The sequence below is a fragment of the Streptomyces sp. NPDC101152 genome, assembly GCF_044768275.1.
In the GTDB taxonomy this organism is placed as follows: domain Bacteria; phylum Actinomycetota; class Actinomycetes; order Streptomycetales; family Streptomycetaceae; genus Streptomyces.
This window is the reverse complement of the sequence record NZ_JBIWPO010000064.1, coordinates 1-13,135: the sequence shown is the minus strand read 5'-3', so window position 1 is coordinate 13,135 and position 13,135 is coordinate 1. Positions and strand designations below refer to the sequence as shown.

The 13,135-nt window shown below is 68.8% G+C and carries 15 protein-coding genes; 6 read left to right on the top strand and 9 right to left on the bottom strand.

Annotation, left to right across the window (positions count from 1 at the left end; genetic code table 11):
- Positions 1-243: 243 nt before the first annotated feature.
- Together ACIRVK_RS40655 and ACIRVK_RS40650 are read right to left on the bottom strand one after the other, a co-directional pair.
- Positions 244-1,041: a hypothetical protein gene (locus tag ACIRVK_RS40655; protein WP_404256377.1), complete on the bottom strand. Its 798-nt coding sequence runs from the start codon at positions 1,039-1,041 to the stop codon at positions 244-246.
- A 37-nt stretch (positions 1,042-1,078) separates the two neighbouring features.
- Entirely contained in the window at positions 1,079-1,369 is a 291-nt protein-coding gene (locus ACIRVK_RS40650) for a saccharopine dehydrogenase NADP-binding domain-containing protein (RefSeq protein WP_404256424.1), read from the bottom strand.
- A gap of 163 nt (positions 1,370-1,532) precedes the next feature.
- Here ACIRVK_RS40650 and ACIRVK_RS40645 point away from each other — a divergent pair, with 163 nt between their 5' ends.
- Positions 1,533-2,162 carry a TetR/AcrR family transcriptional regulator gene (locus tag ACIRVK_RS40645; protein WP_404256375.1) on the top strand — a complete coding sequence of 210 codons (630 nt, stop codon included), beginning with the start codon at positions 1,533-1,535 and terminating at the stop codon, positions 2,160-2,162.
- Positions 2,163-2,261: 99 nt separating this feature from the next.
- On the opposite strand, the gene ACIRVK_RS40640 is transcribed toward ACIRVK_RS40645, so the two are convergent.
- From ACIRVK_RS40640 to ACIRVK_RS40630, 3 genes are all read right to left on the bottom strand, one after another.
- Positions 2,262-3,323 (bottom strand): LLM class flavin-dependent oxidoreductase, encoded by a 1,062-nt coding sequence (locus ACIRVK_RS40640; RefSeq protein WP_404256373.1) that lies wholly within the window; start codon positions 3,321-3,323, stop codon positions 2,262-2,264.
- Entirely contained in the window at positions 3,323-3,856 is a 534-nt protein-coding gene (locus ACIRVK_RS40635; RefSeq protein ID WP_404256371.1) for an SRPBCC family protein, read from the bottom strand. The genes ACIRVK_RS40640 and ACIRVK_RS40635 overlap by 1 nt, the downstream gene beginning before the upstream one ends.
- Before the next feature lie 110 nt (positions 3,857-3,966).
- Positions 3,967-4,464 (bottom strand): winged helix-turn-helix transcriptional regulator, encoded by a 498-nt coding sequence (locus ACIRVK_RS40630; protein ID WP_404256369.1) that lies wholly within the window; start codon positions 4,462-4,464, stop codon positions 3,967-3,969.
- Positions 4,465-4,570: 106 nt separating this feature from the next.
- Between ACIRVK_RS40630 and ACIRVK_RS40625 the strand changes: the two genes are divergently transcribed.
- A complete protein-coding gene (locus ACIRVK_RS40625) occupies positions 4,571-5,467 on the top strand; it encodes an SDR family oxidoreductase (RefSeq protein ID WP_404256367.1) in 897 nt (298 codons plus the stop codon).
- Between the two features lie 32 nt (positions 5,468-5,499).
- Here the strand turns inward: ACIRVK_RS40625 and ACIRVK_RS40620 are convergent, their stop codons facing one another.
- The gene (locus ACIRVK_RS40620; RefSeq protein ID WP_404256365.1) at positions 5,500-6,183 is read right to left on the bottom strand and encodes a TetR/AcrR family transcriptional regulator; all 684 of its coding nucleotides are present in this window, start codon (positions 6,181-6,183) and stop codon (positions 5,500-5,502) included.
- A 267-nt stretch (positions 6,184-6,450) separates the two neighbouring features.
- Between ACIRVK_RS40620 and ACIRVK_RS40615 the strand changes: the two genes are divergently transcribed.
- From ACIRVK_RS40615 to ACIRVK_RS40605, 3 genes are read left to right on the top strand one after another with little or no spacing between them, the layout of a single operon-like run.
- Positions 6,451-7,419: an enoyl-CoA hydratase/isomerase family protein gene (locus tag ACIRVK_RS40615; protein WP_404256363.1), complete on the top strand. Its 969-nt coding sequence runs from the start codon at positions 6,451-6,453 to the stop codon at positions 7,417-7,419.
- A gap of 7 nt (positions 7,420-7,426) precedes the next feature.
- A complete protein-coding gene (locus ACIRVK_RS40610; protein ID WP_404256361.1) occupies positions 7,427-8,350 on the top strand; it encodes an alpha/beta hydrolase in 924 nt (307 codons plus the stop codon).
- Positions 8,351-8,398: 48 nt separating this feature from the next.
- Positions 8,399-9,874 carry a class I adenylate-forming enzyme family protein gene (locus tag ACIRVK_RS40605; protein WP_404256359.1) on the top strand — a complete coding sequence of 492 codons (1,476 nt, stop codon included), beginning with the start codon at positions 8,399-8,401 and terminating at the stop codon, positions 9,872-9,874.
- A gap of 636 nt (positions 9,875-10,510) precedes the next feature.
- On the opposite strand, the gene ACIRVK_RS40600 is transcribed toward ACIRVK_RS40605, so the two are convergent.
- The 3 genes from ACIRVK_RS40600 to ACIRVK_RS40590 form a co-directional block, all read right to left on the bottom strand.
- Positions 10,511-10,747 (bottom strand): hypothetical protein, encoded by a 237-nt coding sequence (locus ACIRVK_RS40600; RefSeq protein ID WP_404256357.1) that lies wholly within the window; start codon positions 10,745-10,747, stop codon positions 10,511-10,513.
- A 498-nt stretch (positions 10,748-11,245) separates the two neighbouring features.
- Entirely contained in the window at positions 11,246-11,863 is a 618-nt protein-coding gene (locus tag ACIRVK_RS40595; protein WP_404256355.1) for a hypothetical protein, read from the bottom strand.
- Positions 11,864-12,035: 172 nt separating this feature from the next.
- Entirely contained in the window at positions 12,036-12,305 is a 270-nt protein-coding gene (locus ACIRVK_RS40590; protein ID WP_404256353.1) for an ATP-binding protein, read from the bottom strand.
- Positions 12,306-12,459: 154 nt separating this feature from the next.
- On the opposite strand from ACIRVK_RS40590, the gene ACIRVK_RS40585 reads away from it, so the two are divergent.
- On the top strand, positions 12,460-13,135 hold a 676-nt coding region (locus tag ACIRVK_RS40585; RefSeq protein WP_404256422.1), incomplete at its 3' end, for a zinc-binding dehydrogenase.

Genomic DNA, 13,135 nt, shown 5'->3' with positions numbered 1-13,135 from the left:
GGCGGTCTTCTCGCTTCCTCCGGATCAAGCAGATCCAGTATCAGCGTGTCCACCACTCAGGGGGAGGCTCCCCGGCTCACTCCCGATCGAACGATCTGTTCACCGATACGCCGGCGGCGGCATCCGCCACCGCCCGCCATAGGGAACCGGTGGAGGCGACCGAATGGTCCACCATCCAGGCAGCGGCTTCCCGGACGTCAGCTTTAACACGCAGCGGGGCGGTGATCCATGCCCGCTCAGCCGTCATCGACGGCGGGCCGACGCCCCGTCGACTTCGTGCACTCCGGCCTCGGCGGCACCGAGCCTGAGGGTGTCGAGGCCGAAGGCGGCAAGCGGGCCGTGCGCACCGGGCTTGAGGACGGCATCCGGCCGTGCCGCGTGGGCGGCGCCCCATGCCAGGAGGGATCCCGTCATCTCGTACGGATCGGGTCCGGTGAGGGCCGTCACGGCCAGGGGCCGACCGTGGCCGTCGCGGGCGACTGCGATCACCAGGGAACGGCCATCGGGGTCCGGCTCGCGCCGCGAGCCCGGGAGCCGCTCGGACCACCGCGCCAGAGCGGCCCGCGCCTTCGCCGAGCGCAACAAGGGCGTCTGGAGTGTGGCGGCGATCTGCACCGGGCGCATCCACCGTCCGAGCCACCCCAGGCCCACCTCGACGCTCGCCAACTGGGGGAAGGCCTCCGGCAGTCCGAGATGCTCCGTGCCCGGGACGGTCAAGACCGTACGTTTCACACCGCCGTAGTGGAAGGTACGCACACGCTTGGCCGCGCGCTCGTCGACCACGCGGGCGGAAGCCCAGGGCTGCGGCCTGCGGTAGGCGAACCCGTCCTCGGCCGCCCCGCCGACCAGCGTTTGCCTCGTACCCCCCGTGGTCAGGGTCCAGGCGTCGCGCAGGGTGCTCCGGTAGAGCAGCTCGTCCCCGTGTCCCGAACGGGTGATGAAGTACCCGATCTCCACGTGGCGCGCCCGCTCGCCCACCCTCGTCAGGGCAAGCGCGCCGGCGAGGTTGCCGGGCACGTAGTCGTAGCCGAACGCGGGCACGAGGGTCGCTCCCCGGATGGCCGCGACGGCATCCAGCTCAAGGAGGACGCGGCGGGCGAAGGGCCCCTCCCCCCGTGCAGTCGAAGTAGTGTGCGCCCGCCCGCGCAGCAGCCGCGACGACGGCCATACCGAGCCGCATGAACGGCCCGACCGTGGAGACGACCACATCGCTGGGCTCCAGGACGCGCGTCAGGTCGGTCGCCGAGGTGACGTCGGCCTCGGCCACCGGCAGCTCCGCCTCGTAGCGGTCGGCCAGGGTCAGCATTCTGGTTCGGCTCCGCCCGACCAAGGTCGGCTTCTCCCCTCGTGCGAGCAGTTCCCGGAGCACACGCTGCCCGGTGTACCCCGTTGCGCCCAGCAACACGATCCTGCGCTTTTCCACGGCTCCGCCTGCTTTCCGGAGGGGTTTTGTCACGGCGGTCACTCACGACGACCTCGACTGACCGTAAGTCATTCATTGACCCCAGGTCATTGAATATACGATGGTGCACATGCGAGGGCCAAACCGACGACAGATCTATGCGGAGCAGACCCGGGCGGACCTGGTGACGGCCGCGCGGAAGCTGTTCGTGGACAATGGGTTCGCGGATACGTCGGTCGAGGCCATCACCGGTGCGGCGCGGGTGAGCAAGGGCACCTTCTACAGCCACTTCCCGGACAAGAAGGCGATGTTCGCCGAGTTCTACACGGAGCTGATTCAGCAGGTCGGCGTCCTGGGCGACGCGACGTCCGAGGCTGTCCGTGCCGCGCCGGACAAGCCCGCCATGACCGCGGTGGCCGACCTCACGCACGCCTTCCTGCGGCGGACCATCGACGATCCCCTGCACCGAGAGCTGATGGCTCAGGCACCCTCGGTCCTGGGAGAGCAGTACCGGCACATCAACGACACCGTCGCCCTGCCGCCGATCGAACGCCTGCTGACCGTTCTGGACGAACGCGGCGACCTGCAACCAGACGTTCCCATCGCCACGGTCGCCCGACTGCTGTTGGCCGGCCTGTGCGAGGGCAACCAGATCATCGCCGCCGCGGCGGACCGGGAGTCAGCCCTGGCCAGGACGTTCCGTGCGATCATCCTGCTGATGTCGGGCCTGGCGGCCGACCCCATCAGTGCCCGCGGTTGACCTGGACCAAGGCGTGATGGGCCGCGTCGGCGCATGGCGACCCGCTTCGGTCGCCATGGCTTGTCGCTGTCGTGCCGCCCCGGCCGCCATGGCCTGTCGTTACGGTGCCGCCTCGTCCTCGATGTCGCGGACCAGATCGACGGCCCGGCCCAGGGTCGCGAGTCGGGCGTCGAGGGTCTCGCCGGCGGGGTAGAAGCGAACAGTGTCGACCCCGACGTCGCGCCACACGCGAAGCCGCTCGCGCACCATGCCCTCGGTTCCGATCAGCGTGGTCGCCAGCACCATCTCGTCGGTGACCAGGCCGGCCGCGCCGTCCCGGTCCCCGGCCTGCCAGCGTGCCCGGACGTCGGCCGCCACCTCGGCCCAACCCTGGCGGCTGTAGGCGTTGTTGTAGAAGTTCGTGGTCGCCGAGCCCATGCCGCCGAGGCTGAAGGCCAGCTCCTTCTTGCGTCCGGCCACCATCGCGCGCAGCGCGTCCTCGTCGTCCGCGAAGGCGACCTCGGCACCCTGGCAGATGTCGAGGTCGGCACGCGTACGACCGGCGGTGGCCAGGCCCCGGTCCAGGTGGTCGAAGTACGCTTCCTTGGCGCCCTCGGGTACGAAGCTGGTGCCCAGCCAGCCGTCGGCGATCTCACCGGTCAGGTGCAGCATCTTCGGCGAGAGGGTCGCCAGGTAGACGGGGATGTCGTGCTCCGCGCGCATCGACAGACGCATGGGCTTGCCCTCCCCGCCCGGCAGGGGGATCTGGAACTCCCGCCCGGGGTAGGCGACTTTCTCCCCCGAGGCGGCCTGCCGCACGATCTCGACGGTCTCGCGCATCCGTGACAGCGGCCGGGCGAAGGGCACGCCGTGCAGCCCTTCGATCACCTGCGGTCCCGAGGGGCCGAGCCCGAGGAGGAAGCGCCCCTGCGATATCTGCGACAGTGTGATCGCGGCGCGGGCTATGGCCATCGGAGTGCGGGTGCCGAGCTGGATGATTCCCGATCCGAGAAGCATGCGCTCGGTCCTCGCGGCGAGATAGCCCAACGGCGAGGGCGCCTCGGAGCCCCACGCCTCCGCGACCCAGCAGATGTCGAGGCCGAGTCTCTCCGCCTCGGTGACGAAGTCGACGATCTCCCGCCAGTCGCCCCCGGAGGCTTCGATCGTGGTGGAGGTGCGCATCACAGACCCGCCTCGCCTGAGCTGTGGGCACTCTCGGCCAGCTTCTTGATCTCTGCGAGGGTGACGGTCATGTTGGTCTCGAACTCCCGCATGCGCACGAAGACGATCTTCTGTTCCTTCTCCGGCATGCGGTCGATGGCGAATGAGAGACCCGACCGGGCGGGCCCCATCTGCATCCATTCCCGCAGCAGAGTGCCACCGTCTTGCGGCTGCAATGTGAACCGCCAGATCGCCGTCGGATGCTGGGGGTCCTCGACCGCCCAGGCGAGCCTCCTCGGCGGTTCGTACTCGACGATGTGGGACGTGGTGGCCCACTCGCCCAACGCTTCATGCTTGCTCCGGCCGACGAACCGGGCGCCGAGCGCGGGGCCGCTCGTGCCGTCCAGCCATTCCACCGACCGCAGCTCGGGGCTCATGCGCGGCATCAACTCGATGTCGGACACGAACGCCCACACATGCGCCGGCGCGGCGGCGATCCAGGTGTGGACGTCCACCGTCGGCTTGTCCGCATAGCGTGCGCCCGTCCACTCCATGATCCCGCAGCCTCCTGCCCGCCAAGAACACTCACGTGAGCACCTGACCGGTAAAGTTGCGTAGATAGACTTACTTGTCAAGGGATCATGGCTACCGCGGGGCTGCCGATTCAGCCCGCGAATCGCTCCCGCACATCCGGTCGTTCGGCCAGATGCGACGGATAGCCGGGACCCATCCGGGGGGTGGTGTTGGCCGCGGTCATGGGCTCGCCGCAGGCGGCGCACACCACCTCGGCATGGGTCTCCTGCCCGCACACCTCATGCCGCATCGCGACCGGCGGGCCCGCCTCACCGGCCAGCCACCGGTCTCCCCACCGGTTCATCGCCAGCAGCACGCCGAAGAAGTCGCGCCCCTTCTCGGTGAGCACGTAGTCGTAGCGGACCGGCTCCGTCTGGTACGGCCGCTTCTCCAGCAGCCCCTCCCCCACCAGCCGACGCAGCCGGTCCGTCAGCGTGTTGCGGGCGATGCCCAGCGACTCCTGGAACGCGTCGAACCGCCGGATCCCGTAGAACGCCTCACGCAGCACCAACGGCGTCCACCAGTCCCCGAGCAGGTTCATGGTCCGCGCGATCGAACATGGCCACTGCGCAAAGGATGTCCGTCTCATGGCAGCCAGCTTAGGTTCGTCCAGTGGTGAGACCCAGCAGGTGAACCGCGCGGCGGCCGGTGCGCAGTCTCTTGTGTTTCATCAATAACGAAGTTATGTTGCCGCCATGAAACGTGACTTGCTGGGCAGAAAGCTGGTTGTCACCGGAGCGGCACGCGGTATCGGAGAGAAGGTGACCCGCCTGGCCGCCGCCCGAGGGGCCCGGGTGACCGTGATAGGCCTCGAAGCCGATCGGTTGCGCGCCCTCGCCGACGAGTTGGGCCACACCGCTGCCTGGCGGGAGGCCGATGTGCGCGACGGGGCCGCTCTACGGTCGGCGATCGACGAGGCCGCGAAGGTCATGGGCGGCATCGACCTCGTGGTCGCCAACGCCGGCGTCGTGGCGTACGGGACGGTGCGGCAGACGGACGAGGCGTCGTTCGAGCGGGTTCTGGACATCAACCTGAATGGCGTGTTCCGCACCCTCAAGTACGCGACGCCCCATCTCGAGCGCAGCCGAGGCCACGTGCTGGTCGTGGCGTCCGCGCTGTCGTTCATGCCGCTCGCCGCGATGGCCTCCTACGGCGCGAGCAAGGCCGCAGCCGAGCTGCTCACCCTGACCTACCGCCAGGAGGTGGCGCATCTCGGGGTCACGGTCGGCCTGGTGCACCCCTCCTGGATCGACACGGACCTCGTCCGTGGTGCCGAGGCGGATCTCCCCTCCTTCCAGGGGCTGCGCGGGCGGCTGCCTTATCCGGGCAACGTCACCACCAGCGCCGACCGGGCGGCCGCCGCAATCGTCGACGGGCTCGTGCGCCGACGCAGCCGCGTGTACGTGCCGCGCGCGGTCGTCGTGGCCAACTGGGCGAAGGGAGCGCTGAATTCGCCCCTGGCCTGGCCCTGGGCAAGGCGTTTCGCGGCCCGGGCGGTCCCCTCCCTCGAACGCGAGGTCGCGGCCTTGGGGAGGCACGACCAACTCACGCCCGGCACCGGCACCCCTGCTGCCGAGAGCAGGTCGTCGTAGCCGTGCAGGGATGTACCCAACCACCCAGCCTCTCAGGCGCCTCGGATGATCGAGTCGTACAGGCGCGCGCCGGCCTCGTGGGAGGCCTCGGCACGTTCCCGGCTGTCACCCAGCCCGACGGAGAAGTTCACGCCCATCGGCCGGAGCACCTGCGTCACAGCGTCGTCGAACTCGACGAAATGTTCCGCCAGTTCAAGGGTGATGTAACCGTGCACGAGACTCCACAGCTGGGCGGCGATGAGTTCGGGTCTCTGCCGCTCGACCCGGCCGGAGTCCACGAGCCGTTTGCACGCCGCGGTGACATGAGCGTGGGCCTCCCGAAAGGCCGGGGAATGCCCGCTCAGGCGAAGGCCCGCATCCGGCAGCGGTCGGTACGTCGCCCGGGTGGACAGGCCGAACATCAAGTCGTAGAGGTGAGGGTTCTCGCGGGCCAGCCGACGGCAGCTCAAGGCCATGGCGAAGAGATCCGCGATCGGGTCCTCCGTCACCGGCACGTGGGCGAACGCTCTGCCGAGTTCCTTGAACCCGTGGTCGGCGACAGCACTCATGAGCTCGGGAATGCCACCGAAGTGGCTGTAGACCACCATCGTCGACAGTCCGCTGGCGGAAGCCACCGTGCGCGCCTTCAAAGCCGACGGCCCCTGCTCGGCCAGCAGACCGATGGCCGCCTGCACAAGCCGTTCCGGTGCGTCATCAAGCCTCGCCCGCCCTGCCATGTCTCGCACGCCTCCATCGTTGACACATCAGAAATAACTTGGTTATGTGAATCTTCGCGGCAATAGTACACATCGCGCGTAACATGCCGTCCCGGATCCACGCGTCCATGCCGGACACGACATCACGCGCTGTTCCAGTCTCCTGCCGCCTGTGCAGACCCCGCCCCCGTCGGGGCAGGCACGCCCACATTGCTGCCACCCGCATCCGCGGCTGTCCTCCACGCCCTCGCACTTTCATCCCATGGACTGAGCACGGGAGAAGAAGCCATGCCATACAAAGACAAAGGACATCTGGAGATCGAGGAGCGCGGAGCCGTCCTCGTCGTCCGGGTGGACGGCGGTCCACACCAGGTGTTCGGCCTCGACATCGCCAACCAGCTGGCCAAACTGGTCACCCGGGCCGACCGCGATCCGCGCATCCGCGCCGTCGTCTTCACCGGAGCACACCCGGAACGGTTCGTCAGCCATGCCGCGGTCCGGTGGCTGCAGGAAGAGGGCGCCGCGAGCCCTACGGTCGGCCGACGCGGTGCCGCCGCCGTCGTACGCGCGGCCAAGCACGTGGACCGGTCCCGTCTCCTCGGGCCCGTGCTGCGCAGGACCCCGATGCGGGGAGCCCTCCAACTGGAGCGCCTGCATACGACCTTCCTCCGGATGAACGCCAGCGGTGTCCTCTTCGTCGCCGCCCTCAACGGTTCGGCTCTCGGCCTCGGCGCGGAGTTCGCCTGGGCGTGCGATCTGCGGGTCATGGCCGACGGGGACTTCTTCATCGGCCAGCCTGAAATCCTCCTCGGCATCATCCCGGGCGGCGGCGGCACCCAGCGGCTGACCCGCCTGATCGGCACCCACCGGTCCCTGGCCGCGATCCTCGAAGGCAAGCCGTTCACACCCGCGGAGGCTCTCGCCAACGGGGCGGTCGACCAGGTCGTTCCGCAGCACAAGGTGCTCGCGCAGGCGGTCGAACTCGCTGAGCGCTTCGGCAAGCGGTCGAAGGGGTCGGTGGCGGCCGCCAAGAGGTCGGTGTACTTCGGCGGCTCGATGTCGCTGCAGGACGGCCTGCACGTCGAACGCGCCGAGTTCTTCACCCGAGTCATGTCGGAGGAAGGACAGAAACTGATGCTCGACTACATGGAGGCGACGGACGCCACCGGCGAGCTCCCGCTCTACCGGCCGGACACCTACGCGCAGGCGCTCGCCTCGGGCAGCGTGCCCGGGCGCCGCTCGGCGAACGGACGGTGAGCCGACGATGACCACCGTGCACTCCTTCACCCGTCACGACATCACCTTCCCCTCCGGCGACAGCTCCTGCGCCGGGTGGCTCTACCTCCCCACCGGCGTCGTATCACCGCCCGTCGTCGTCCTGGGGCACGGCCTGGGCGCAACCCGCGAAATGCGCCTGGACGCGTTCGCCGAGCGTTTCGCGCAGGCCGGCATCGCCGCAGTGGCGTTCACCTACCGGCATTTCGGCGACAGCGGTGGCCACCCGCGCCAGCTCCTGTCGATCAAGCGGCAGCTCGCCGACTGGGACGCCGCCCTCGCCTACGTCAAGGCCCACCCCGACATCGACCGCTCCCGCGTCGCGGTATGGGGCAGCTCCTTCGGCGGCGGCCACGCCATCACCGTCGCCTCACGCCATCCCGAACTGCGCGCGGCCGTGGCCCAGTGCCCTTTCACCGACGGTCTCGCCTCCGCGCTCGCGCTGGGCCCGCTCGGCTCACTCAGGATGACCCCCGTACTCGCCCGGGATCTGGCAGCCAGAGTGCGCGGCAAGGCACCCGCGATGGTTCCCATCGCCGCCGCCCCCGGCTCGCCGGCCCTCATGAACGCGCCGGACGCCCTCCCCGGATACCTGGCACTGCAGCCGCCCGGGAAGACGTTCCGCAACGAGGTGGCGGCACGGGTGATCCCGACCATCGCCGCCTACCGGCCCGGGCGTGCGGCGAGGAAGGTCACCATGCCGATCCTCTTCTGCGTCAGCAACACCGATTCCGTCACACCCCCCGCCCAGACCCTTAGGTACGCGGACACCGCGCCCCGGGGAGAGATCAAGAGGTACGACGCCGGCCACTTCGACTTCTACACCGGCGAGACCTTCGAGGAACTGGTGCGCGACCAGATCGAGTTCCTCACCCGCCAGCTCCACCCGGCGCCCGTCGCACCGACTGTCTGACCTGCCCGCCGAACGGACCGCATCACACCGAGACAGGTACGCCTCGCCATGAATGTCGCTTCACTGCCCGACCGCCGCGCCGAGCTCGACCCCCACGGAGCCGCGGTCTCCGACCGACACCAGTCACTCACCAACACGCAGCTGCTCAGCCGGGTCCGAACGGCAGCGCGTCAGCTCCAGGACCTCGGAATCGGTCCCGGGGACGTCGTCGCCCTCAAGCTGACGAATCGCGTCGAGTTCGTCGTACTGCTGTTCGCCGCCTGGCGGCTCGGCGCCACCATCACACCGGTCAACCCGAGCATGACCAATGTCGAAGTGGTGCGACAGCTCCAGGACTCCGGTGCGTGCCTGGTGGTGGTCGAGGACGGCGCGCCCGTAGCGGCGCACGGTGTTGCCGTACTCGCCGTCGGCGGACTGCACGAAGGAGCGGTGGAGCCGGATCAAGCACCGCTTCTGGACCCGGCCACGCTGGCCCTGCTCATCTACACCAGTGGTACGACCGGGGTACCCAAGGGCGTGATGCTCGACCACGCCAACATCGACGCCATGGTGGAGATGGGGCGCCGGGCGCTGGAGTTGGGGCCGGCGGACCGCTGTCTGCTGATCCTGCCGCTCTTCCACGTCAACGGCATCGTGGTCAGCGTCCTGACGCCGCTGCTCGCCGGAGCCAGTGTCGTCATCGCGGGCCGCCGCTTCGATCCCCGCAGCTTCTTCGACCTCGTCGAGCAGGAGCGCCCCACCTTCTTCAGTGCCGTGCCCACGATCTACAGCATGCTCGCGGCGCTCTCGGACGACGCTCAACCCGACACATCGTCCCTGCGGTTCGCGGTCTGCGGCGCCGCACCCGCCTCCGCCGAGCTGCTGGCCCGCTTCGTGGCACGGTACGGATTTCCCCTGGTCGAGGGATACGGCCTGTCCGAGGGAACCTGCGGCTCCACCATCAACCCCGTCGGCGGCCCTCGACGCGCCGGAACCGTGGGGCTTCCCTTCCCCGGCCAGGAGATCCGGATCATCGACGCCGACGGCAGCGAGGTGGCGCCGGGCACGGACGGTGAGGTCGTCGTGAGGGGCCCCAACGTCATGCGTGGCTATCTAGGCCGTCCGGACGAAACCGCCAGAGTCGTAGTCGACGGCTGGTTGCACACAGGCGATGTGGGCCACCTCGACGCCGAGGGCTATCTGACCCTGGTCGGGCGCTCGAAAGACATGATCATCCGGGGCGGGGAGAACATCTACCCCAAGGAGATCGAGGACGTGCTGGCAGCCGACCCGTCGGTACTCGAGGCCGCGGTGATCGGCGTACCCGACGAAAAGTGGGGAGAGGCGGTCGTCGCCTACGTCCAGCCGTCACCGGGCGCAAGCGTCGATCCGACGGCACTGAAAGCACTTTGTGCACGCAGCCTCACCGGCTACAAGCGCCCGACCGCGTTCTACCTGGTGGAAGTCCTCCCGAAGAACGCGGTCGGCAAGATCGACAAAGCCTCATTGCGTGCCGATCACGCGGCCCTCCCTGCCCGGTCCTGATCAACCCAGATGACTCTGTGGGCTGCCTCGGCTGACGGCGCGCAGCCCGCCAGTCCGGGGCGAGTCCAGTTCCCGATGCGACCCACACCATCGGAAGTCCGCGCACGCCCAAGTCGCGCGGACACGATGGGATGCTCGGCCTGGCGTGACCGATCAGCTGTTCCGCCGCCCGGATGACCTTCTCCTCGCGGGGTTGTGGCGCGTAACCCGGCGCGGCACCACATGGCATGGCACCTCTCCGCCACCGGCACGCAGATCTCCCAGATCCCCCGACAACTGCGCACCTCGGTGGGTTGTCGCGCCTTGGCCGGAGCCCGCCGGGCGTGCCGAACACAGGGTGCGCGAGGGCCGACGCGACGCATGAGTCAATCGCCGCGACCCTGCTGACCACCGGTCGAAGGTGGCGCGTTCAGACAGGTCCTCCAGCCCTCCGGGACGGTGACGCCAGCCCGGTGGACAGGGAGTCAGGCATCGCGGGAAGGAAGGGTCTTGCGGACTTGTGCGGTCGAGGACTCGGCCGCCTTTATCCGACATCGCTGCCTGCCTCGGCGGCGATGCAGAAACTGGCTCGCACAAGCCCGGACCGATGCCCGCCCAGAACCGCTCACCGCGTCAGCCCGATGTTCACCTACCCGCTCAGAGTGCAGGAACCGGTGAGAGCACGGACACCTGCGCGCCCGCTCGGCGGGCCGGCGCGGAGTCCATGGCCCGCATGTTCGGACGGGTCCGGCCGTCGGCGAAGACGAACAGGCGCAGCACCAGGAAACGGCCGATACCGGCGAGCCCGGCGACGCCGAGGTAGACGGCTTGCTCGTAGAGAGTAGCGGCCGACGGCCGCACCAGATGCAGGACGAACACCGCGGCGGTGGTCACCGCGTAGGCTGCCGTGGCCGACCCCGCCGACTGCCAGTGCTGGCGCCATCCGGCACGCCCTGTCCCGAAGGTGAAGCGTGCGCGTGCCGAGCGCGGTGGAGGCGACGGTGATCAGCGCGTTCGCCACAGCCCAGGGCATCAGTCCTGCGAGCACCGCCACGGCGGCGCTGGACACGACCCCGACACCGCCGCCGAAGAGGACGAACCGGGCAAGGGAGGCGAGTGGACCGGAGGCAACCAGACCGTGTCGCGCCGCAGCCGCATCGACCTTCGCCTGCTCCGCCTCCCGCACTTCGTCCACCGTTATCGGCGTCAGCTTCGATGCGACCAGCGACTTCACAGGAAGTCCCTTTCGGATGGGGAGAGTGAACCTCCTGAACCGGCGGGGCTCACACAGCTCTGCCGCCCGACCACTTCCGCCTCTTTACATTACGATCATACGACTACAGTTGCCGATCCATGGCAAGAGTTCTGGCCGGTTTTAGATTATGACCGTACTCACATGGTTGGCGGGCGAGCAGCACACGGCTCGTAGACCACCGCCCCCGTCAACTGGTGGCGGAAGCAGACGCGACCGTCCGAGCGCTTGGTGCGCAGGCCCGAGTGCATCGCCTCGTCCGACGCGACTGCGTCGAGGCCGAGCACAAGTCCCGCCTGGCGCATGGTGTTGCGATCGCTACGGTCATCGGCGGCGAGAAGGAGCGCGGTGCGGGCAGTCGCGGACAACTTCTCGATCCGGGCACGGAAGGCGCGGCGCAGGCGTGGCCCGACGGCGATGCACTCATCGGCAAAAGGGTGCGTCGAGATGTCGCCGGCCGCCACGGATGCGGTCAGCTCCTGGAGTGCGAGGGGATTTCCGCCTGCCGCGCGGGTCGTGCGGCGGATGACCGACTCGTCGGCTTGCGGCGCGACGGCACGGACGAGGAGCCGGGCGTCGTCGTCGCCCAGTTCCCGGACCTCCATGGCCGGCAGTTTCTCCCAGGGGCCCCCGACGGGGTCGTCGTGTCCGGTGATGAGCATGGTCACGGGCTCGTTGCGCAGTCGGCGCGAGGGGAAGGCCAGGCAGTGTGCGGATGACTCGTCGAGCCATTGGGCGTCGTCGGCGACGATGAGCACCGGCCGTTCCTCGGCTCGCTGACGAGCGTCAGTACGGCCACGCCGATCAGGAACCGGACCGCCACATCGTTGCCGGTACCGAGCGCCCCGTTCAAGGCGTTGGCCTGCGGCTCCGGGAGCGTGCTGATCCGCTCCTTCACCGGCCACAGCAGTTCGTGCAGTGCGGCGAACGTCAGCCCCTGCCCAAGGCGAGTGCCCCCGCATCGCAGGACGGTGAAGTCCTCCGTCGCGGACTCAGCCACGTGTTCCAGCAGGGCGCGGTCTTGCCGATGCCGGGGTCACCCCACAGCACCATGGTCACTCCGCGTCCCTGACGAGCGGCGTCAAGGATCCGGTCAAGGGCTGCCTGCTCCTGGCGCCGTCCGTACAGATCCCTTTGCTTGAAAGCTTCATGGCTACTGCCGCCGGAGCGCTCGTGCTGCCGAGTTCCGAACTTCGCCATCTCCGTGACCGATGCGATGACAGATCCGGTGACAGATCCGCTTGCAGTCCGCTGTCCGTAGCGTCGGGCATGGTGAGCGCACTCGCGCGCACCGCGCGAGGCGGCATGGCGACCGCGATCATCGAAACCGGAAGCAAGGACAGGACGTTGGCGGATCTGGTGGTGCGGGGGTCAAAAGCACCGCTCTTCAGCGTCACCTGTCTCCGCGACCGGTCCAGGGCCTCGTACCACCGCCATCCAGCTGGCGAAGCATCTCGGCGCGAGCGTGGCCACGACCGCGAGCGCGACCAAGACCGGGCTGGAGAAGAACCTCGGCGCGGACGTCGTCGTCGACTACCAGAAGCAGGCATTCGAGACGGCCCTGCGCGACTACGACGTCGTCATCGACACGGTCGGCGGCGAAACCCTCGACAAGTCCCTGCGGGTGCTGAAGCCGGACGGGACCGTCATCAGCGTCATCGGGCCACCCGACCCCACCTTCGCCCGCTCGCCGCCGGACACAAGCGCGCCGTACGCGCCTGGGTGCGCGACCTGGCCGCCGCGGCCGGCGCCCCGGACCCCGACACGCTCGCCCGAAACCCCCTGGTGTCGCACGGATCCCGACCTCGACGGCGGCACAGAAGACAGCGGTTGCGATCATCGACTCACCCCATTTAAGATTATGATCGTAATTCAATGGTCCCGGCCCTCTCGGCCACGCCATTGGCGCTCTGATCTTCACCCTCTTGCTTCACCAGGAACTTTCCATGGATCTCTCCACCAGCACCGCCCTTGTCACGGGAGCCAACCGGGGCTTCGGCCGCGCCCTCGCCGCAGAACTGCTCAGCCGC